At 60.4% G+C, this 20,671-nt stretch carries 15 protein-coding genes; 8 read left to right on the top strand and 7 right to left on the bottom strand.

The window, feature by feature from the left end; genetic code table 11:
- The first annotated feature begins 42 nt into the window (after nt 1-42).
- From P0D71_RS01845 to P0D71_RS01815, 7 genes are all read left to right on the top strand, one after another.
- Nucleotides 43-420: a response regulator gene (locus P0D71_RS01845; RefSeq protein ID WP_091807794.1), complete on the top strand. Its 378-nt coding sequence runs from the start codon at nt 43-45 to the stop codon at nt 418-420.
- 1,809 nt (nt 421-2,229) lie between these two features.
- Nucleotides 2,230-2,508 carry a hypothetical protein gene (locus P0D71_RS01840; protein WP_408479044.1) on the top strand — a complete coding sequence of 93 codons (279 nt, stop codon included), beginning with the start codon at nt 2,230-2,232 and terminating at the stop codon, nt 2,506-2,508.
- A gap of 293 nt (nt 2,509-2,801) precedes the next feature.
- Nucleotides 2,802-8,297, top strand: coding sequence for an AAA family ATPase (locus P0D71_RS01835; protein ID WP_408479042.1), 5,496 nt, complete (start codon nt 2,802-2,804; stop codon nt 8,295-8,297).
- Between the two features lie 54 nt (nt 8,298-8,351).
- Nucleotides 8,352-9,566 carry a sugar ABC transporter substrate-binding protein gene (locus P0D71_RS01830; RefSeq protein WP_408479040.1) on the top strand — a complete coding sequence of 405 codons (1,215 nt, stop codon included), beginning with the start codon at nt 8,352-8,354 and terminating at the stop codon, nt 9,564-9,566.
- Between the two features lie 13 nt (nt 9,567-9,579).
- Nucleotides 9,580-10,536 (top strand): ABC transporter permease, encoded by a 957-nt coding sequence (locus tag P0D71_RS01825; protein ID WP_408479038.1) that lies wholly within the window; start codon nt 9,580-9,582, stop codon nt 10,534-10,536.
- Nucleotides 10,533-12,122 carry a sugar ABC transporter ATP-binding protein gene (locus P0D71_RS01820; RefSeq protein WP_091807786.1) on the top strand — a complete coding sequence of 530 codons (1,590 nt, stop codon included), beginning with the start codon at nt 10,533-10,535 and terminating at the stop codon, nt 12,120-12,122. The genes P0D71_RS01825 and P0D71_RS01820 overlap by 4 nt, the downstream gene beginning before the upstream one ends.
- A gap of 55 nt (nt 12,123-12,177) precedes the next feature.
- A complete protein-coding gene (locus P0D71_RS01815) occupies nt 12,178-13,170 on the top strand; it encodes an ABC transporter permease (RefSeq protein WP_177205163.1) in 993 nt (330 codons plus the stop codon).
- Between the two features lie 101 nt (nt 13,171-13,271).
- Here the strand turns inward: P0D71_RS01815 and P0D71_RS01810 are convergent, their stop codons facing one another.
- From P0D71_RS01810 to P0D71_RS01795, 4 genes are all read right to left on the bottom strand, one after another.
- Nucleotides 13,272-14,357: an AI-2E family transporter gene (locus P0D71_RS01810; protein ID WP_408184116.1), complete on the bottom strand. Its 1,086-nt coding sequence runs from the start codon at nt 14,355-14,357 to the stop codon at nt 13,272-13,274.
- A 150-nt stretch (nt 14,358-14,507) separates the two neighbouring features.
- Nucleotides 14,508-14,750 (bottom strand): CsbD family protein, encoded by a 243-nt coding sequence (locus P0D71_RS01805; RefSeq protein WP_091807780.1) that lies wholly within the window; start codon nt 14,748-14,750, stop codon nt 14,508-14,510.
- Between the two features lie 76 nt (nt 14,751-14,826).
- Complete coding sequence (locus tag P0D71_RS01800) at nt 14,827-15,009, bottom strand: CsbD family protein (RefSeq protein WP_091807777.1); 183 nt, start codon at nt 15,007-15,009, stop codon at nt 14,827-14,829.
- A 302-nt stretch (nt 15,010-15,311) separates the two neighbouring features.
- Nucleotides 15,312-16,889: a PAS domain S-box protein gene (locus P0D71_RS01795; protein ID WP_408295361.1), complete on the bottom strand. Its 1,578-nt coding sequence runs from the start codon at nt 16,887-16,889 to the stop codon at nt 15,312-15,314.
- 385 nt (nt 16,890-17,274) lie between these two features.
- Here P0D71_RS01795 and P0D71_RS01790 point away from each other — a divergent pair, with 385 nt between their 5' ends.
- Complete coding sequence (locus P0D71_RS01790) at nt 17,275-17,715, top strand: DUF3429 domain-containing protein (protein ID WP_091807774.1); 441 nt, start codon at nt 17,275-17,277, stop codon at nt 17,713-17,715.
- A 52-nt stretch (nt 17,716-17,767) separates the two neighbouring features.
- On the opposite strand, the gene P0D71_RS01785 is transcribed toward P0D71_RS01790, so the two are convergent.
- Genes P0D71_RS01785 through mmsB form a run of 3 tightly spaced genes read right to left on the bottom strand, consistent with a single transcriptional unit; the run spans nt 17,768 to nt 20,633 of the window.
- On the bottom strand, nt 17,768-18,916 hold the full coding sequence (locus P0D71_RS01785; protein WP_408479037.1) for an enoyl-CoA hydratase/isomerase family protein: 1,149 nt from the start codon (nt 18,914-18,916) through the stop codon (nt 17,768-17,770).
- A complete protein-coding gene (locus P0D71_RS01780; RefSeq protein ID WP_408479035.1) occupies nt 18,916-19,731 on the bottom strand; it encodes an enoyl-CoA hydratase in 816 nt (271 codons plus the stop codon). Before P0D71_RS01780 ends, P0D71_RS01785 begins: the two co-directional genes overlap by 1 nt.
- Nucleotides 19,728-20,633: a 3-hydroxyisobutyrate dehydrogenase gene (gene mmsB / locus P0D71_RS01775; protein ID WP_408479033.1), complete on the bottom strand. Its 906-nt coding sequence runs from the start codon at nt 20,631-20,633 to the stop codon at nt 19,728-19,730. Before mmsB ends, P0D71_RS01780 begins: the two co-directional genes overlap by 4 nt.
- Nucleotides 20,634-20,671 lie beyond the last annotated feature (38 nt).

Raw genomic sequence — 20,671 nt, 5'->3', positions numbered from 1 at the left:
ATTCGGCCTTTCTGAATCCCTTCGCTGACCCGCGGACTCGAGATGACATCAAAGGGCTCTCCAGCAGTTATTGGGGTGGTGGACGACGACGAATCCGTCCGGATGGCCACATCCAGCCTGCTTCGCTCGGCAAACTGGAAGGTCGTTGCCTATGAGTCCGCCAACCATCTTCTAGGTGATATGCGCCGGACAGAGCTGAAACTCGTTGTCGCGGATATTCACATGCCAGGCATGGACGGCTTTGCGCTGCTCGAGTCGATCAAGCTATGGCAACGGCCAATCCCTGTCATTTTCATTACCGCCTACGCGACGCAGCAACTTCTCGAGCAAGCCGAAGCCGGAGGAGCCGCTGGGTTCTTCTCGAAGCCGTTGGACGACGCGCGACTGCTAGCGCTGATTGGCGAAATATTGCGAGAGTGACTGGATCGAAGCCTGGCCGGTTGAATGGCGTAAATCACGATCGCCTGCCTGATTGACGCCTGGCTGCGGTACGTTGCCTTACGCAAGCAACGTGAACTGTCCCATCGCGCCCCCAACGAAATGCGACGTCACCCATAATCGTCATCCGCGATGTTTCCACCGTCGAATGCCGTCTCAGCCGAGTCCAAATCCATGCGCCGAATCGTTCAGCGGGAACGGAAGTCGAAGGCGGTTCGCGATAGCCGCCGTGCGCCCGTTCAATTCCCCTTCGCCACTTTCATCGCAACCGGTTGATGGCAGGCAACTCTCAAGCCGTCACCGGGCATCTGATATGTTTGCGTCATCCGACAGCCTGGTCGAAAGCGCGGTCGTCACATCTCGTTGGCCGAGCCATCGAAAATGCCATCATGACTTCGACACCAATGACTTGCGATGTGCGGTGACTACGACCAACTGGCGTGATGTGTTCATGGTTCCCTTCGGACATTGGTCGTTCGGCATCAACGCCGATCGGGCCGTCGGCCCCGATGGAGGCAAATATAGGCGCATTGACCTGGATTTCGGATCTCCGCACCGGCCAAATGATCTTGCGCAAGAAGAACACATCGCAATTCTGCGGTAGCGCTCGCCAGCCCAACCTTTGCGGTGATGTGATGTGCGCTGGAATCACGCGCACTGAACCAGATATTGACTGGCCGCCGCCCGTTCAACGGTTCCGATCCGATGGAATAGGTGCATTGTCATACTGCAAGACTGCTTATTGACAGACGAGCGTCACACGTTTGCGCCTGAACTTCTACAATCTTTTAGATCACAGCGACCGTGGCATAGCGGTATATGGTGCGTACAGGCCCGATCGGCAAGACCGACCCGTACGTGAGAAAGAGAAGGACGTACTCGCACGCGACAGCGTGGCCGCCGCTTGTCCGGCAGCGCTCGTCGGCGTCGAAAACGGTGTGGACCGTCGCGCATTAGAACTCGTTTCAGTCTTGAATGACCAATGTGCCGCGGACTGCCCCTTCAGTTCTACGACTGCACGTTACTCACGCAATCCGGCGCGCTGCACACTCAAGAACCCTCAAGATTGTCATCACACGGGCGCTCTGAGCGCTTCAATGCGGTGGCGCTTCGACGTCGAACGCAATCCGTCCTGAGACGATGAGCCGGGGCTCGCGACACAGCGACGACGATGCAGAAGTTCGAAACTGCCAGTGATGATGCGAGCATGGAGCTTGAGTCCGATCCGCACGCTCGTTCACGTTCCTGATAGCGGACCGATCCCCTCGTTGACCGAGTGGACCGAGGCAAACCGCTGATGACACACGCGCCATGATCCAGCGTTCGGCCACCTGGATCACAACCTCCATGTCCGGTCATCTGCGGCAGCGCACCGTAGAAGGTCAACGCACGCGAGATGCCGCCCAGCCAGTCCGCCCTCGTTTCACTCGCGCCGTTAGCGTGTCCCGTGGCGGTCACAAAGAGATACGCGGCGACCCGGTGGTCAGCGGCAACATAGGAGCGGCAAACTAGACAACCAGCGTGTTGCCAGCGCGGCGGATCTGACGTATCGAGCGCTTCAGTCTTTCGTGAACGCCTTGTCGTTTTCGCAGAACTACGTATAGCGGTAGGCGTGGTCCAGCTCACCGGCTTTCGCAAGCACTCACGATTGGCTACGAACCGTCCGCGCTGTGAAAGCTACCCGAATGTGCGTGGCGCCAAATTCCGCAGCGCGCGTTAAGCTTATGTGGATGTCAGTCGCAATTGCTCCGCAGGCCCCGATGTTCCCAATATCCAGGAGTGCCAGAGATTGTGACGCTGTTCGTGGATGGCTGGCGTTTCAACTATCGCGCCCCAACGGTACGAGCATGCCCGATGTCCGCACAGAGCATCCGCGCCAAGGATGATGCGGCGCATACGGCAATACACTATCAAACTGGCTATTGGAAAAGGCAGATCGGATGTCGCGAAGCGGGCCCGATTGCCGTGATCTCCAGTCGAACGGCACTGGCTGGCTACCGCGAGGGATCCTTGCTATCGGAGGCGGCTTGCGTGATCGACGACTGGTCGAAGCTGGCGGTGCTCACCTAGGAGAAATCCTCTTGCGGATCGGGCGTGCACCAGCCACTCTACCCTTGAGTGTTTCTTCCGGTAAAGCGTCACGCGACGCGAATCTTTTCGACAGGAGTTACTTTCCACTTCTCGGATGCGGGCCGGAATGTGTCTACATCTGACACATTTGCAGCAACGAGCCGAGGCTCCTCCGAACATCAGCGCGTCTAACGAATTGATCATAGGATTGCCCACGATTGCAGCATTTCGGGAATCGGGTTCTTTCTCTATGAAAGAAACGGTTTCTCCTCCTGACAACACGGGGGCTCTCAATGGCAGAGGATTCCGGGTACTTGCTGGCGCCGATTCGAGAATCGGCGGACTTCACGCTCTACCGCGGCAGGGAGCTCGGCAACCAGATGCAGGTTTTGGCGTTGGCGGTCGCCTCGGAGCAGCCGTCCCCTACGAGCATTCGGCGGCTCGAACACGAATGGTCGCTTGCGTCGAAACTCGATGATGCGTGGTCAGCTCAGCCACTCGAACTGACCCGCCATCAAGGTCGCGCGACCCTCATTCTCAAGGATCCGGGCGGCGAACCCCTGGACCACATCATCGAGCAGCACAAGGAACATCCGCTCGATCCGATCTGTTTTTTGCGCATCGCCATTGGTCTTGCGGCAGCGGTTGGCGAGGCCCACCGGCGCGGGCTCATCCATAGGGACGTCAAACCCGCCAACGCACTGGTTGACCATGCCGGCCACGTGTGGCTTACCGGCTTTGGCATCGCCTCCCAGTTGCCCCGTGAACGCCTGCCGCCCGAGCCCCCCGAGATCATTGCCGGCACTCTGGCTTACATGTCACCCGAACAGACCGGGCGTATGAACCGTTCGGTCGATTCCCGCAGCGATCTCTATTCGCTCGGTATCACGCTGTACGAAGTATTGACCGGCACCCTTCCTTTCACGGGTGCCGATCCGATGGAATGGGTGCACTGTCATATCGCACGTAAGCCGCTCGCGCCGAACCAGCGGTTCACCGACATACCCACGCCTGTGTCGGATATTGTTATGAAGCTTCTCGCGAAGACGGCGGAGGAGCGCTACCAGACAGCAGTTGGACTGGTGCAGGATCTGCGTGAGTGTGTGATTCAGTGGGAAAGCCGGCAGCGCATCAAGCCCTTCGCCCTCGCTCGACGCGAGCCGCCCGGGCGGCTTTTGATTCCCGAGAAACTGTACGGACGCGCGCGCGAAATCGCCGCATTGCACAATGCCTTTGACAGCATAGTCGAATGCCCGACGACGGCATTGATTCTCGTGTCGGGCTATACGGGAATTGGCAAGTCGTCGTTGGTCAATGAACTTCACAAGGCTCTGGTTCCGCCCCGCGGTCTATTTGCATCGGGCAAGTTCGACCAATACAAGCGCGACATTCCGTATGCAACTTTTGCGCAGGCCTTTCAACGGTTGATCCGTCCTGTTCTCGGCAAGAGTGAAGCCGAATTCGACCAGTGGCGGGAGAAGTTGCGCGATGCACTTGGGTCGCAAGCGGGCCTTATCGTCGATCTGGTTCCGGAACTCAAGCTCATCATCGGAGAGCAGGAGCCGGTTCCTGAGTTGGCGGCGGTCGATGCCCAACGACGCTTTCAATCGCTACTGCGGCGTTTCATTGGTGTCTTCGCGCGCCCTGAGCATCCGCTCGCCCTGTTCTTCGACGACCTGCAGTGGCTCGACACAGCTACTCTGGATCTGCTCGAGGATCTCCTCACCCACGACTGCCTCCCACACCTGCTTCTCATTGGCGCCTATCGCGACAACGAGGTGGACGCCTCGCATCCGCTGATGCGTAAGCTCGACGCGATCAAAACAGCTGGCGTGTCCACCGTCGAGGAGATCACGCTGGGCACACTCGATGCCGAGCACGTTTCCCAGTTGATCGCGGACGCGTTGCATTGTGAAGCGCATAGAACAACCGATCTGGCCCAGCTGATTCTGCAAAAGACCGGTGGCAACCCCTTCTTCGTCAATCAGTTCCTGTCGGCCTTGACGGACGAAGGTTTGATAGCGTTCGATGCCGCGCATTCGCGCTGGTTTTGGGATATCGAACGCATCAACGCAAAGGGTTACACCGACAATGTGGTCGACCTGATGATAGACAAGCTGGTCCGGCTCCCCGCCGCGACCCAGCAGGCACTGCAACAACTGGCCTGTCTGGGCAACATCGCGACTACCGCGATGTTGGCGATGGTTCACGACATGACCGAGCAGGAGTTGCACGCGAACTTCGTTGAGGCACGTCGTCAGGAGTTGGTCGATTTCCTCGAAAACTCGTACCGGTTCGTTCACGATCGCGTCCACGAGGCTGCTTATGCGCTGATTCCCACCGAGCGGCGCGCCGCCATGCATCTGCGCGTTGGCAGGATGCTCGTCGCCCATACGCCCCCCGGTTTGCTGGACGAAGCCCTCTTCGATATCGTCAATCAGCTCAACCGCGCGTCGTCCCTAATGACGGCGCCGCGAGAGCGCGAGCGGCTGGCAGAATTCAATCTGCTTGCCGGCAAGCGTGCCCAAGCCTCGTCTGCCTCTGTATCCGCATTGAACTACTTGACCGCAGGATCCGCATTGCTCACGGAGGATAGCTGGCAGCAGCGTCGTGAACTCATCTTTGCGCTGGAGTTGAGCACCGCGCAGTGCGAGTTTGCGTCCGGTGCGATCGCGAAAGCCGAAGAGCGTCTGCGCGGCCTTGCCATTCGTGCCGTCACAGCCGGAGAGCGCGCCGCGGTAGCCTGCGTGCAAGTTGATCTCTATCAGGCAATCGATCGTAACGGTGATGCGGTCGCAGTGGGTTTGCTTGCGTTACAACACCTCGGCGTCGACATTCCCGAGCATCCGACGCAAGCCGACGCTCGACAGGCGTACGACGGTATCTGGAGCCGGTTAGGTACTCGCACCATCGAAGACCTTGTCGATCTGCCGCTCGCGAGCGATCCGGACGCATTGGCCGCTCTGGATCTTCTGATCCGGGTTGCAGTCCCAGGGCATCACTTCGAATCCATTCATCTGCTCGCCGTGATCGTTTGTACGGCTGTTGGCTTAGGACTTGAGCGAGGTCACAGCGATGCTTCGTGTATCGCCTACGCGCAGGTGGGTTATCTGGCAGGACCGGTCTTCGGCCAATTCGACGCGGGTTACCGCTTCGGCCGGCTGGGATGCGATCTGGTCGGACGACCGGGGTTCCGGCGCTATCAAGCGAGAACATTCGAGGCATTTGGTTTCATCATAGCCTGGACTCAGCATGTCCGAAATGGGCGGGCGTTCCTGTTTCGTGCCTTCGACCTCGCCAGCCAAAGTGGTGAGATAAGTTACGCGGGATACGCGTGTGGCCAGATCAATACCAACTATCTCATGGCCGGCGACCCGTTGGCCGAGACTCAGAAGCAAGCTGAATCCGCACTGGTGTTCGCTCGTAAAGTCCGCATCGGAACAGCCGAGGCATGGATCTCGAGCCAACTCGGTCTCATTCGCAGCCTGCGGGGATTGACCGCCCGCCTTGGCTCTTTCAACGACGCCGGGTTCAGTGAACCCGATTTTGAGCGCAAGCTGGCTGACGCACCCACGCTGACATTCCCGATATTCTGGTACTACATTTGCAAGCTGCAGGCACGTTTCCTTGCGGGCGATTACGAGGACGCTTTGCAAGCGGCTTCAAAGGCGCAGCCATTGCTGTGGAATTTCGTGTTTTCCCTCGAGACCGTCGAGTACCGCTTTTACGCCGCGCTAAGCCATGCGGCCGTTCATGATCTCGCCGCGTCCGGGAATCGCACATTTCATCGCGCGAGGTTGGCGGAACATCTGGAAAAGCTCAACATATGGGCACTGAATTGCCCCGAGAATTTTGCCAGCCGGGCGGCACTGGTCGCGGCGGAGCTGGCGCGCATCGAAGGGCGGGCGCTCGACGCAGAAGGGCTGTACGAGCGCGCCATCAGTTCAGCACACGCCGCAGGCCTCGTCCACAACGAAGCCACCGCCAACGAGATCACTGCTCGCTTTTATCTGGCACGCGGCTTTGCGCGCATCGCGCATGCTTATTTCCGGGACGCCCGGGACTGCTATCTACGCTGGGGTGCGAACGCGAAGGTGCGGCAGATCGAGGAGCGACATCCGCAGATTAGAGCAGAGAATACGTCGTCCGACACGAGCACGATTCTCGCCCCCGTCGAACAGTTCGATCTGGCGACAGTCATCCGCGTATCTGAGGCCGTATCGGGCGAGATCGAGCACGAAAAGCTGATCGATACGCTCATGCGCACGGCCATTGAATATGCCGGCGCCGAACGTGGAATATTGATTCTGCCGCGCGCGAAAGAATATCGGATCGAAGCGGAGGCCACAACCGGCGTAGATGGGCTGATCGTTGCGCTGCGCCAGGCGACCATAACTGGCGCGGATCTTCCGGCATCCGTCTTCCAGTTCGTTTTGCGGACCAAGGAGAGTTTGCTCCTGCACGACGCCGCAGCCGACAGTGCCTTCTCGACCGACGGATACATTCGTCAGCGCGGTGCCCGGTCCATGCTGTGTCTGCCGATCATCAAGCAGAAGAAGCTTGTCGGCGCACTCTATCTGGAGAACAACCTGGCGCCGGGCGTCTTCACGTCGGACCGGGTTGCGGTACTGCGGTTGCTGGCTTCACAAGCGGCTATTTCGCTGGCCAATGCCGCTCTTTTTACCGACCTGCAACGCAGCGAAGCCTTCCTGGCCGAAGGGCAAAGGATCAGTCACACAGGCAGCTTCGGCTGGAACATTGCAAGCGGAGAGCATTACTGGTCGGAGGAAGGTTACAACATACTTGAATATGATCGCGGAGTTACGCCCTCCGTCAACCTCGCAGTACAACGCATGCACCCCGAAGACCGGGACGCTGTTCGCCGAACGCTTGAAGCGGCCATCACCGAGAAGAAAGATTTCGACAGCGAACATCGTTTCGTCATGCCGGACGGGAGAATCAAGCATGTCCATGCCACGGGCCGGGCGGTCAATATCGGCAACCTTGAATTTATCGGAGCCGTTCGTGACATCACGGAACGCAAGCGGGCAGAAGAGGTCTTGCGCCAGGCGCTGACCGATCTGGCGCGCATCAACCGGGCGACAACCATGGGAGAACTCACCGCTTCCCTGGCACACGAGCTCAATCAACCGATTACTGCTGCTATCGCCTATGCGAACGCTTGCCTGCGATGGCTTGATCGTGACATGCCGAATCTCGATGAAGCGCGGGCGGCCGCCACCAGAATCGTCAGTGACGGACAACGCGCAGCCCAGATTATCGGCAGGATTCGCACACAATTCGAAAAAGGCGCGCTAAATCGCGAGGTTGTCGACATAAGCGAAATCATCCGGGAAACTGCCGCCCTTCTGCGCGGCGAGGCAGCGCGATACGACATATCGGTCCGCACTGAACTGCCCGCAGGGCTTCCTCCTATCATTGGCGATCGGGTGCAGTTGCAGCAGGTCGCGATGAATCTGATCGTCAACAGCATCGAAGCCATGAAGGAAGTCGATGGAATGCGTCAGATGGCGATCAGGTCGCGGCGCGCCGAAAACGACCAGATTCTGGTTTCAGTCAGTGACACCGGCATAGGGGTTCCGCCGCTGCTTGCGGAACAGATTTTCGACCCGTTCTTTACAACCAAATCCCACGGCACCGGCATGGGGCTTCGTATCAGCCGTTCGATTGTCGAATCGCATGGCGGGCGCTTGTGGGTCGCCGAAGTCACTGGACGAGGCGCGACTTTTCAATTCACGTTGCCCGCGATCGTTGCGGACCGTCGATGAAGTCTTGACTCGTTACGCTCGCGGACAAAACCCTCAAACAGCAGGAGACATGAAATGGCAAACTCCTCTCGTTGCGGCCTTTTCGTGACCGCTTGTGCTTTCGCCCCGGCGATTCTGACGGCCGCGTTACTCGTGGCTTCTACTGAGGCGCTGGGGCAAAAAGTGGTTGTTGGAGAAGTGACCAGCCTGAATATCGAATACTTCTCTAACTGGGACCGCGGCGCACGTTCCGCCGCCGATGCGCTGGGCATCGAATATCGGGCGTTGACCAACGAAGGCGATCCCACCAAACAACTCCAGAACTATGAGTCGCAACTTCAGGCAGGGACGAAGCTGTTCTTTGGCAACGCACAGAACATCGGCAACATTCCTGCGTTCGTCAGCAAGGTCCGTGACGCCGGCGGATATTACGTTGGTGTCTGGGATACCGTGCCGTGGTATCACCCTCTCGACGTCCCGAACCACGCCTATGCCGGCTTCTTCGAACCCGACGACGACGCCAATGCCTATCAGATCGCCAAGCTTCTCTTTCAGAAGATGGGCGGAAAAGGCAACGTTGTCCAGATTACCGGCTACCCGGGATCATCAGCCGTGATGGTCAGAAACACCGGGTTCGACCGCGCGTTGAAAGAGTTCCCAGCCATCAAGGTCGTTGCTTCGCAGTCCGGCAACTGGAACCAGATCGACTCGCGCAAAGTAATGGAAGATGCCATCGTCGCGCATCCGAAGATCGATGGCGTCTTCGCCGAAAATGATTCAGAGGCCATTGGCGTATTGCAGGCGAACGAGGAAGCAGGCCTGAAAGTTCCTATCATCGGCTTTGACGGCAGCGTGGAGACCATCAAACTGATCAGGGAGGGCCGCATTCTCGCCACCATAAGCAGCCTGCCCGCGTGGCAATCCGGCTATGCAATGGTTTGGGCGTACGACGTAGCGCATGGATGGAAGCCCAGCCCGACCGAGTCGATGATGTATACCGGCGCGGTGCTCGTCAGCTCAAACAATGTGGACGCCTATGAGAAGGTCTTCAATAGCGGGAAGCTTCCGTATGACTGGCGAAAAATGTCACACGTTCTGCACCCGAACGACTGGGACCCGCAAAACTCCATGTGGCCGATGGATCCCGTGAAGATATGGGGCTACGCAAAAACGCCGCGGCCGGCAGGATATCAGCTACCGGCAGCCTACCAGGACGCGATCAAGAACCATGACGACCAGAAGATCCGCGCGGAATACGCAGATCACTATAAACAGAAACTCACTTTCTGAGTCCATGTAAACCGTGTCGACATCGATCACATCGCTACGCAGTCGCACCAGGGCGACAAGAGTCGCGCCGACGGTCGTACTGCTGGCTCTTTACGCCGCATTCTCGTTAAAGAGCCGGGAATTTTTGAGTATTGCGAACCTCAGCAACATTGTTCTGTACGCCGCAATTCTGCTAACAGTTGCGTCGTCAAGCGCATTTGTCGTGCTTCTTGGATGCATTGACCTGTCCGTGGGCGCTGTAGCGACGGTTGCTGGAATTATCACAGCGATGCTCGTTCCTCAACTCGGCGTCGCGGCCGTTCTGGCAGGCGTGCTTGTGGGCGCCATATTGGGATCGGCAAACGGCGTTGTCCACGTCGGATTGCGCATCCCATCATTTCTTGGCACGCTAGGAATGATGACCTCGCTGAGTGGCGTCGCGCTGATGCTGACGAACGGCTCACCGATTCGTGTCATCGATGAAAACTTTCAGCAGCTGGCACGAGGGCAACTGGTCTATGGTTTGCCAAACCTTGGTCTGTGCGCGTTGATCGTGTATCTCGTTTTGGGTTGGCTGAATACGAGGACTCTATTTGGCCGTCACGTAATGGCCGTCGGAGGCAACGAACGTATAGCGGCGCTGTTGGGTGTGCGCGTGGGTCGATGCAAGATCCTGGTCTTTGCGCTGTCCGGTGCGGTGGCCGGCCTGGCGGGAGCACTAATGACGGCACGCCTGGGCACGGCGACTGTATCCATGGGGGATTCACTTACGCTTCAAGTGATTGCCGCTATCGTCCTCGGAGGAATATTTGTCACCGGCGGCGTCGGCAGTGTATGGCGCGTGTTGGTCGGCACACTGATCATTGCCCTTGTAGCCAACGGCTTGGACCTCCTGGCAGTTCAACCGTATTTACAAACGATCATCAAGGGGGCGATGGTTTTGATCGCGGTGATTCTGATGAACGATCGTCGCGTGGGGTTGGTGAAATGAACGGCGTGAAGTCTGTCGAACCGGTTATCGACGCGGTGAAGCGTGATTCGACCCGTCTCGTAGCCGATCGCGTCAGTAAAGCCTATGCGGGCATTCCAGTGCTCAGATCGGTGAGCCTGCACGTCGAGGCGGGGGAGATTCTGGGGATCGCGGGTGAGAACGGCGCGGGCAAGTCCACTACGCTGAAGGTGCTGGGCGGAATTGTCCGGCCGGACTCAGGTACGCTCACGCTCGATGCGAACCCGTACGCGCCACAAGGCTACCGCGCATCGGTCAGGGCCGGAATCTCGATGGTGTTTCAGGACCAGGCACTCGTGCAAAACCTCGCCGTGTACGAGAACATTTTTCTGGCCCACGAGAGCGCATTCAAGAGTGCATTTGGGCGAAACAACCGCAAGGGCGCGATCGACGCCGCCAGCAAGGCCTTGGTGGACCTGGACCTCGAACATATCAGTCCCACGGTTCTGGTCGGCTCGTTGGGCTTCGAGGATCGCCAGATGATCGAGATTGCGCGAGCGTTCGCATTGGCGGCTCTTTATCGAAAGGAGTCACCCATCATTCTGCTCGATGAGCCATCAGCGGCGATTAGCGAACATGGGGCTGAGTCATTGTTCAAACGCGTCAATGCCCTCAGGCACCGGGCCTCCTTTGTTCTGGTTACCCATCGCCTGCATGAGTACACGGAACACTGCGATCGCCTGTACGTGCTCAAGGACGGTGAAAACGTCGCCGAACTGATGAAGCCGGAGATGACGGAGAAACGGCTGCACGAACTGATGGTCGGCCGCAAGCGTGCAGCAAACTACTACAAGGAGGAACGACAAGGCCTACGGGCCAATAACGTGTTGGCGCAGCCCATTCTGGAAATCGACGGGATATCCGGCAACGGCGTTGTCGACGTCTCGTTTTCTCTGCGATGCGGTGAGGTGCTGGGAATTGGCGGCCTTCTGGGTTGTGGCAAGGAAGCCGTTGGACGCGCCATTGCGGGAGCGTGGCCCTATCCGCGTCATGGCTCGGTACGTGTTGCGGGTCAAACGCTGCACGATCGCGATCGCGCACGCTCTTCGATTGCCGCTGGCGTCGCCTATGTTCCACGTGAGCGAAAGACTGAAGGCGTAATACTGTACCTTCCCGTGCGCTCAAACGTCAGTCTGGTCGCCTTGCCGAAGATGCGGGTCTTCGGTCTGCCGCTCGTTCCTGTAGCCAGAGAAAATCGGGAGGTTCGAGCCAGGATCGAGCGGCTGCGGATCAAATGCGCCAGTGCAACACAACTTTGCGTGCATCTAAGTGGCGGCAATCAACAAAAGGTCGTGCTTGCCAAATGGCTTTTGGCAAATCCCAAAGTCCTGGTGATGGACAATCCAACAAGAGGCATCGACGTCGGCGTAAAAGAGGAGATTTACTCGCTCATACGCGACCTCGCCGACGAGGGAATGGCAATCCTGATCATTTCCGACGATCTACCTGAACTGATCGGGTTGAGTGACCGCGTCCTGGTGATGCGCGAAGGTCGCGTTGTAAAAGAGTACCTGGCCCCGCCCCACGCCAAACCAACCGAAGAGCAACTGGTTGCTCATATGGTGTGAAACTGACAGCCGTAGGGGCGCCTACGGAAGCGTTCTTTTCAATGGAGACCAGGTCGTGCCCAACATCTCTATAGATAATCCCATTAGCACCCGGCTCCGAGTGTTCAGGCAACAAGCATTGTTAGTGACCGTGTTCCCCGTCACACTATTGTTGATAGAGGTGCTTGTCTTTGGCCTTGCCAACGAACGCTTCCTGTCAATTCCGAACCTCTTCAATGTGATCAGACAATCGGCAATCGTGTTACTGGTCGCTACAGGGTCGAGCTTTGTCATTCTCACGGGTTCGATCGATCTATCCGTGGGAGCGGTCGCCACACTCTCGGCAATCGCAACGGCACTTCTTGTTCGGGACCATTCATTAGGATTGTGGGCACTTCCGGTGACGATGCTCCTCGGACTTGTGGCCGGTGCATTCAATGCGGCGGCGCATCTCGTGGGGCGTATCCCGTCGTTCCTGACCACGCTCGGCACTATGAGTATTTTCACGGGTGTGTCTAGCTGGCTTTGTGGCGGAGCGAATATCGTTTTCGACGACGAGAAAATTGCGTGGCTGGCGTCCGGCCACCTGCTAAATGGAATTCCGAACGTGGGCCTTTGCTCAATCGCGGTGTTTCTGCTGTGTGGGTTCGTTGGAGCCTGTACGCACTTTGGTCGGAACCTGGTAACGGTTGGCGGCGGAGAGGCGGTCGCGAAGCTATCGGGCGTGAACGTGTCAGCGGTGAAGACTGGGGCGTTTCTCATGAGCGGGCTGCTCGCGAGTATGGCCGGATTCTTACTGGTTGCACGTACCAGTACGGGAACAACCCGTATGGGCGATGACTTGATGCTCGACGCGATCGTCGCTGCCGTCATCGGCGGCACCGCGCTCTCGGGTGGTGTCGGGGGCGTATCCAGAGCGCTTTTTGGCGTGCTGGTGATGACGGTAATGAGCAACGGACTTGACGTGAGCGGGGTCAATTCATTTACACAGATCGCGATCAAGGGCGTGCTCGTCGTGCTCGCGACGGCCTTGCTGCTCGACCGGTCAAAAACAGAATTCGTCAAATAGCAACGCCGTTGGCCGATATCGATACCCGAGGTCGGGGTCGCTGCTCGTCTTGTCGGCGGGTGGGCAACTGCAGCCGTCGCTGACCGCGCAAACCAAAAACATCAGTCGGTTTTGCCGGTCAACGCGCGGCGCGCGACTTCCCCTTCATCGCGTGAAGCGGAATAAAACACGCGTGCCCGGCCAATGATGATTTTCAACATGGCGATCACCGGCACCGCCAGAAAGATCCCCGCCACGCCGCCCAGCTGATCGCCGGCCAGCAATCCGACAATGACGAGAAACGGACTGACCTCCACGCCTTCGCTCATCAGATAGGGATTGAGCACGTAGTCCTGGAACAGCCGGTACAGCGCGATAAAGATCACCAGCCAGAGCAGATGCGCATAGCCGCTGAACACGGCCACCACCAACGTGATGGCCACGGCGCCGAGCGGCCCGGCAAACGGCACGAACTCCAGCAAGCCCGCGCTCACCGCCAGCAGAAAAGCATACGGCACGCCGAGCAGCGAGAACGCCACGCCGTAACAAATCAGCGTGGCCAACGACAGAAACAACATCGCACGCACATATTTCGACAGCAGCACGTTCAGATCGGTCACGATCTCCGCCCACAACGTGCGGTGCCGATCCGTCAGCAGGTCCAGAAACGCGTCGCGCATTTGCGGACCTTCCTTGATCAACAGGAAGCTCAGGATCGGAATCAGCACGAGGTAGATCAGATTGCTCGCCGCATGCACCACGCCGAGGCCGACGCTGCGCGCCATCGGCACGGCCTTGTCGGAGCCGGTTTCAATCTGGCTGCGCACGAAATCCACGATCCGCTCGCGCAACGGTTCGAGAAAATGCGGCAATGGAAAGCGATTGGGTACGTCGGACTTCATCAAAGCCGGCAACTGCGCGAACAGATGCGTCGCCTGATCCTGCAATTGCACGCCGAACAGCGACCCGGCCACCGCGATCACCGCGACCACCACCACGAACACCAGCGCGATCGACGCCACTCGCGGCACGCGGCGCGGCCGGATGCGCTCGACCAGCTCGACCATCGGATAGATGAGGTAACTGAAGAAGACGGCGAACACCACCACCAGCACAGTGGATGACGCCATATAGATGCAGAAGAACAGCAGCGCGATAAGAAACGCGGTCCAGACCTTTCTGGCCGTGCTTACGTCGAATCCCAGCATGAACCTTCCTCGAATAGACGATGAGATCCGGCGCCTCTAACGCGCCGGGAACATCGGACGGACATCGGATAACCAAGGCACCCGCGGGCCCAACGACACGCGCCGGCGCCCGGGTGGCGAATGCACCGGGCGGCGCCGAGCGTGACAGATTTACATCAGCTTGCCCAACAGAAATCCGACACCGAGCGCAATCAGCAGCGCGCCGAGCGGATTGTTGCGAGCCGTTTCGGCGACCTGATCGACGCTGTCGCCGTATTTCGCCTGCGCCTTGCCGGCAAGCTGGCGGACCTTGCCTTCGGCCTGCAGGTCCACATCGCCCGTCAAGCCGCCGACGGCATCCTGAACCTTGCCGGCCACATCTTTCACAGAACCTTCGAACTGGTTTGAATTCATCGTGATCCTCCTTGAACAGGGGGTCAGGCAGTCGCCGGCGGAAGCCGGCGCTCTATCGTGACCGCCTTCGCTACCGTTACCGCTTCACGCGGTTGCGTACCGCATCCGCGGCTTCACCGACCTTCGACTGCACCTTGCCGGCCAGTTTCTCAGCCGCGCCTTCGGCCTGAGCCGTCCGGTTGCCGGTGACCTTGCCAATCGCTTCCTTCACGGAACCCTTGACCTGTTTCGCTGCACCTTCCACACGATTCTTGTCCATGACGGCTTCCTTTAAAAAGGTTGAGTTGCACAGAAGACGCCGAGCTCACCATACGTGGGAAAGCGTGACCGCCTCCACACCTGGCACTCGACCCAGGATTGCATTGTCCCGGCTCAGCCCGCCTGCCGACAGTCGCGAATGCACGTGATCGCCTGGTGCATTTGAACGCGTCCCGGCATGCATCCATTCGCGGAACGACGCCTTGCTTCGCGTCGCCCCCTTCCGGCCAGCCGGACTTCGTCAGCACGGTTCGTGCCCGGCCGCCCTAGCCGGTCGACGAATCCGCCAGGACGACCCCACGCTCATGCCGGTTTCGGTCCTTTGCGGCGCGGCGCGCTGCCGGGTTCGAGGCCGAAATGGCCGCGCGCGCGCGCCCACACGATTGCCTCGGCACGACTGTGCACGTCGAGCTTCGCGTAAATCGTGGCGACGTGATTGCGCACCGTGTTCGGCGCCAGCCCGAGTTCGCGGGCGATCTCCTTGTCGGCGAGGCCACCGCACAAGCAGGCGAACACGTCGCGCTCGCGCGCGGTCAGATCGGCGAGATGGCCGCCCGCGTCGGGCGCGTTTGCGCGCCGCACGTTGACCAGCTTTTCGATCAGCGTCTGGCTGAACCACGAGGCGTCCTGCATGACGGTTTCGATCGCCGTCACCAGCTCCATTTCGGAGCGCTTGCGATCGGTAATGTCGAGCAAGGTCATCAACACGCAGTCCTTGCCGTGGATGCTGACCGCCTCGGCGGAAACGAGGCAATTCAGCGCTTCGCCGGCATGGCTGTTCACGAGAAACTCCATGTTGCGCAGGCTGCCGCTCTCCTCCAGCGCCGCGCGGATCCGCGCGCAGGCGTCGTCGGTCCACAGCCGGCTCTGATCGAGCGGTTTGCCCAGCAACTCCTCGGGTGTGAAGCCGGTGGTCGCGGTGAAGGCGTCGTTGATATCGAGCGTGGTGTAGTCGTCGGCCGCGAAGAGCGCGGTGGACACGGGCGTCATCCTGAACGACTTCTCGAAGCGCTCCTCGCTCTGGCGCAGCGCGCTCTCGGCGCGTTTGCGCGGCTCCAGATCCATGAAGGTGAACAGCATGCAGGCCTCTTCACCGATATCGATCGGCTGACCGGCCACCACCACGAATTTCGTGCCGCCTTCAGGCAAGCGCAGCAAGGCTTCCATCTGCGGAATGGTCGCGCCTTCGCTCAGCCGTTCGATCGCAAGTTCGCGCCGCTCGGCGCCTTCGAACACGTCGAGCTCGTACACCGAGCGGCCGATCACGTCCTCGCGCACATAGCCGGTCATCTCGAGAAAGCCCTGATTGACCTTGATATAACGCTGGTCGCTCAGGCGGCAGATCACGGCCGGCGCGGGATTGGCGTTGAAGGTCTTCTCGAAACGCTTCTCGGCGCTCGCCCATTCGCTGGCGTCGTGCAGGATCAGCGCGAGACAGTCGGGCTCGCCGCGCGCGTTGGTCAGCACGAGGCTGCGCACGCGATGCACCCAGTTCACCTCGTCGTCGTGCGCCGGGAAGACTTCGACCACCACGTCGCTGAAGCACTCGCCCGCGACCACGCGTTCGATCGGGTAACTGCCTTCCGGCAGCGGATGGTTGTTGCGATAGCGCAGACGAAAGCGCTCGCGGTATTCGGTGACGTCGGCGCCCAGTTGCGCGACTTCGGCGATGCCGTGCATGTCGAGCGCGGCCTGATTCGCCCAGACGATCGTCTGGTCCGGCTCGACGAGAATCACGCCCTCGGTCAGCCCGGTGATGATCTGCTGCAACTGGCGACGGTCGGTCTGCGAACGCAGCACCTTGTCGTCGGCGGGCGGAGCGTCGTCCGGATCGTTGGATTGCACCACGGTAAAGGGTGCAGCGGAGTGTGTTGTCGTCATTGTGGGGGATGAGCGCGAGCGGCGCGCGCGAAAGCCTGTCCAGCACGGAGAATCGCCGAAATCGCGGCAGAGCGCCAATCGCCAATGCACCAGGCGGACTGGTGCATGCGCACCAGGTGCGGGCGGCGAGGCGGCGAGGCGGCGAGGCGGCAGCGAAAGGCTTCGGTGCCGGACTTCGGGCTCGTCGAAACGAACTGCGCCGGCGGCAAGCGCCGCCACAGGCAAAAATCCACGCAAAAAACCAATTATCGTTTCAAATGGTGTGAATTTACCGTTTCATACCATCATTTTGACTCATTTTTTCGTTTCGATTTGTATCCGATATGGCCTATTATTAGAACTCAAACGAGTCAAACTGACGCAATATCGGTGCAGAGGTAAGAGCATGACGCCATCCGCTACGAGATCGCCGGCGCTGCCGATCACGCTCGGCCTGGCAGGCGCGATTCCCTTTGTCGCACTGGCCGTACTGGTCAATACAGTCGGCGCGCACGAGGACTTTTTGCGCCACGCCATGCTGGCGTACGGCGCGTGCATTGTGTCGTTCGTGGGCGCGGTGCATTGGGGAATCTGGCTGGCGGCAGCCGATCCGCCACCGCATTCGGGAATGGCGCTGAGTTGGAGTGTCCTGCCGGCCATCGCCGCATGGGCGTTGCTGGCAATCGGCACGCGCTACGCGTTTCCTGGCATGGCGGCGCTGCTCGCGACCTGTCTGCTGGTCGATCTGGCGCTCTGGCGAATCGATGCGCTGCCGACCTGGTATCTGCGCATGCGCGCGTTGCTGACCACCATCGGCGCGCTGTGTCTGTTGGCGGCTATGCAGTGACGCGGCGGTGCGCCAGCACGGCACGGCATGCCGCGCTAGCGCACGCCTTTCTTCAGCCCTGCTCTGCGCCCAACGCGGCGAGCGGATGCGACTCCCGCTTCCACGGCGAGGCAAGGAAGTGCCTGACGCGTTCGGGCCGCACTTCGGCGAGCGCGGCGGGGGCCCAGCGGGCCTTGCGATCCTTGTCGATCAACTGGGCTCGCACGCCCTCGCAGAAGTCGCCCTCCTCGATCACGCGTTTAACAATGCCCAACTCCATGCGGAAGCACTCCGCCAAAGTCATCTGCCGGCCGCGCAAAAGCGCCTCGCGGGTAACGTAAAGCATGGTGGGCGAATGGCCGGTCAGTGCGTCGTACGTGGACTGCAACCATTGCTTCACCTCGCGCGGCGGCTCGCGCTCCAGGTCGTGGCGCACCGTTGCGACCATCCGTTCGATACTCGAGCGCCGATCGAAGTGCCGCAGGATCAGTTGCGTAAACGGCCCCAATGCCGCGTGCGGAACAATGTTGCACGGCGGCTCGAACACGCCGCGCAAGGCGGCCATCAGGTCGCCTTCCAACGACATGCGCTGCAAACGCTCTTCAAAGCTGGCGAGCCATTCGGCCGGCACGCACAGATCCGCCAGTTGCAGGCGCAACGCATCGGCGCCGGACAAGGTCGCGCCGGTCAGCCCGATATACAACTCGAGTTCCGCCGGCATCACGCTCATAAAGCGCGTCGCGCCGACGTCCGGCAGAAAGCCGATGCGCGTCTCCGGCATGGCGATCTTGCTGCGGTCGGTCACGATGCGCAGCCGCGCCGCCTGCCCGAGCCCCATGCCACCGCCCATCACAATGCCATCGAGCAGCGCGACCACCGGCTTCGGAAACGTGTGCAGCGCGTAGTCGAGCCGATATTCGTCGACGAAGAACGCGAGCCAGCGGCTGTCGCCGTTCTTCGCGAGCCGCTGCACTTCGCGCACGTCGCCACCGGCGCAGAAGCCTTTGGTGCCCGCGCCTTTCAGCACGAGCGCGACGATGCCGTCGTCGGTGCGGCAATGTTCGACCAGCACGGCAAGCTCGCGCACCATGGCGTGCGAAAGCGCGTTGAGCGCGGCCGGCCGGTTCAGCGTGACGATCGCCACACGGTTGACGACGCGAAACAGAATCTCGCGCTCCACTTCGAAACTCGTATCGGGTGCCACGCTTTGCAAGGCGCTCATCAACGCGTCTCCTGATCGGCCTGCGTGGCCTGCGTTGCCTGCGTCACCTGCCAGCGTGGCGCGCGCTTTTCGAGGAACGCATTGACGCCTTCGCGCTGATCGGCGCCGTCGAACAGGTCGACGAAGCGCTCGCGCTCCAGCGCCAGCGCCGCCGTGCGTGGCACGCCGTTGCGGGCCTGATGAATCAGCGTCTTGCTGAAGCCGACCGCCTGCGGGCTCAACGTGGCGACACGCGCGGCCATGGTCAGCGCAGCCTCGCGCGCCGCGCCCTTCTCCACCACCCCTTCGACGAGACCGATGCGCAACGCCGTCGTTGCGTCGACGCGCTCGCCGGTCAGAATCATCCGCTTGGCCCAGCCTTCGCCGACCAGCCATGGCAGCGTCTGCGTGCCGCAACCACACGGCAGCAAGCCGACCGCGGTCTCGGGCAACGCCAGCAACGCATGCTGTTCCGCAATGCGGATATCGCACGCCAGCGCGCATTCGAGCCCGCCGCCCATCGCATAGCCGTTGATCGCCGCGATCACCACAGGCCGCGCGTTCTGCAAGGTTTCGAACGCCGCGCCAAAGCGCGCCGCCGCCGTGCGTGCGACTTCGCGATTGCCGTCGGCGAACGTGTTCAAATCGGCGCCCGCGCTGAAGAACTTGGGGCCGTCGCCGGTAATCACGATCGCCCGCACACGCGCTTCTCCGTTCAGGCGTTCGACCGTCTGTTGCAGTTGCAACAAACCCTCGGGCGTGAACGCGTTGGCGGGCGGCCGCTTGAGCGTGAGTTGCGCGACGGCGCCGTCGTGCAAGTAGTCCAGTTCGATCATGACGCGCCTCCGTCCTTGCCATCCTGACGATAGAGCTTGATGACCGCCGAAAAGTCGAGGCGTCCCGCGCCTTTCGTGCTCATCGTCTGATAAAGCTGTTGCGCCAATGCGCCGAGATAGACCGGCTGACGCGCGGCTTTTGCGGCGTCGGTGGCGAGGCCCAGATCTTTGAGCATCAGATCCGTGCCGAAGCCGCCGGTATAACCACGGGTGGACGGCGCGGTCTCGATCACGCCGGGCATCGGGTTGTAGGTATCCGAACTCCAGCAGCGCCCCGTCGACGTATTGATGATGCCGCCCAGCACTTTCGCGTCGATGCCGAGCGCCTCGCCGAGCGACATGGCCTCGGCCACGCCCGCCATCGTGATGCCGAGCACCAGGTTGTTACAGATCTTCGCGACCTGGCCGGTGCCGGTATCGCCGCAATGCACGATGTTCTTGCCCATTGCCGAGAGCACCGGCTTGACCTGCTCGAACGCGCTCGCGCTGCCGCCGACCATGAAGGTCAGCGTGCCCGCCGCCGCGCCGCCGGTGCCACCCGAGACGGGCGCATCGACAAAGCTGTTGCCGTGTTGCTGCGCGAGTTCGGCGAACGCCTTGACGCTCACGGGGTCGATCGTGCTCGAATCGATGATGGTCACGCCGCTGGCAATGCCGGCGAAGATGCCGTCGTCCGCCGTCAGCACGCTGCGCACGTGCGCCGCGGCGGGCAGCATGGTGATCACGCATTCCACGTCGGTGACGGCCGCTTTCGGCGAAGCGGCGGCTTTCGCGCCTGCATCGACGAGTGCCTGCACGGCTTGCGCGCTGAGGTCGAACACATTGACCGCGTGGCCCGCCTTGAGCAGGTTGTACGCCATCGGCGCGCCCATGTTGCCGAGTCCGATAAAGCCTATTTTCATGATGTCGTTCTCCGTGTGTCCGCTCGCTCGGGACGCGC

The sequence above is a fragment of the Paraburkholderia sp. RL17-383-BIF-A genome, from assembly GCF_046028015.1.
Classification (GTDB): Bacteria; Pseudomonadota; Gammaproteobacteria; order Burkholderiales; family Burkholderiaceae; genus Paraburkholderia.
The sequence above is the reverse complement of the archived record's forward strand: the minus strand, read 5'-3'. Positions and strand labels throughout refer to the sequence as shown.

What these genes read in the sequence shown, in the direction of transcription:
- P0D71_RS01835 (WP_408479042.1), top strand. Translation starts at nt 2,802, where the DNA reads ATGGCAGAGGATTCCGGGTACTTGCTGGCGCCGATTCGAGAATCGGCG.
- P0D71_RS01790 (WP_091807774.1), top strand. Translation starts at nt 17,275, where the DNA reads ATGACGCCATCCGCTACGAGATCGCCGGCGCTGCCGATCACGCTCGGC.
- P0D71_RS01780 (WP_408479035.1), bottom strand. Translation starts at nt 19,731, where the DNA reads ATGATCGAACTGGACTACTTGCACGACGGCGCCGTCGCGCAACTCACG.
- P0D71_RS01805 (WP_091807780.1), bottom strand. Translation starts at nt 14,750, where the DNA reads ATGAATTCAAACCAGTTCGAAGGTTCTGTGAAAGATGTGGCCGGCAAG.
- P0D71_RS01800 (WP_091807777.1), bottom strand. Translation starts at nt 15,009, where the DNA reads ATGGACAAGAATCGTGTGGAAGGTGCAGCGAAACAGGTCAAGGGTTCC.
- P0D71_RS01830 (WP_408479040.1), top strand. Translation starts at nt 8,352, where the DNA reads ATGGCAAACTCCTCTCGTTGCGGCCTTTTCGTGACCGCTTGTGCTTTC.
- P0D71_RS01845 (WP_091807794.1), top strand. Translation starts at nt 43, where the DNA reads ATGACATCAAAGGGCTCTCCAGCAGTTATTGGGGTGGTGGACGACGAC.
- mmsB (WP_408479033.1), bottom strand. Translation starts at nt 20,633, where the DNA reads ATGAAAATAGGCTTTATCGGACTCGGCAACATGGGCGCGCCGATGGCG.
- P0D71_RS01820 (WP_091807786.1), top strand. Translation starts at nt 10,533, where the DNA reads ATGAACGGCGTGAAGTCTGTCGAACCGGTTATCGACGCGGTGAAGCGT.
- P0D71_RS01785 (WP_408479037.1), bottom strand. Translation starts at nt 18,916, where the DNA reads ATGAGCGCCTTGCAAAGCGTGGCACCCGATACGAGTTTCGAAGTGGAG.
- P0D71_RS01795 (WP_408295361.1), bottom strand. Translation starts at nt 16,889, where the DNA reads ATGACGACAACACACTCCGCTGCACCCTTTACCGTGGTGCAATCCAAC.
- P0D71_RS01810 (WP_408184116.1), bottom strand. Translation starts at nt 14,357, where the DNA reads ATGCTGGGATTCGACGTAAGCACGGCCAGAAAGGTCTGGACCGCGTTT.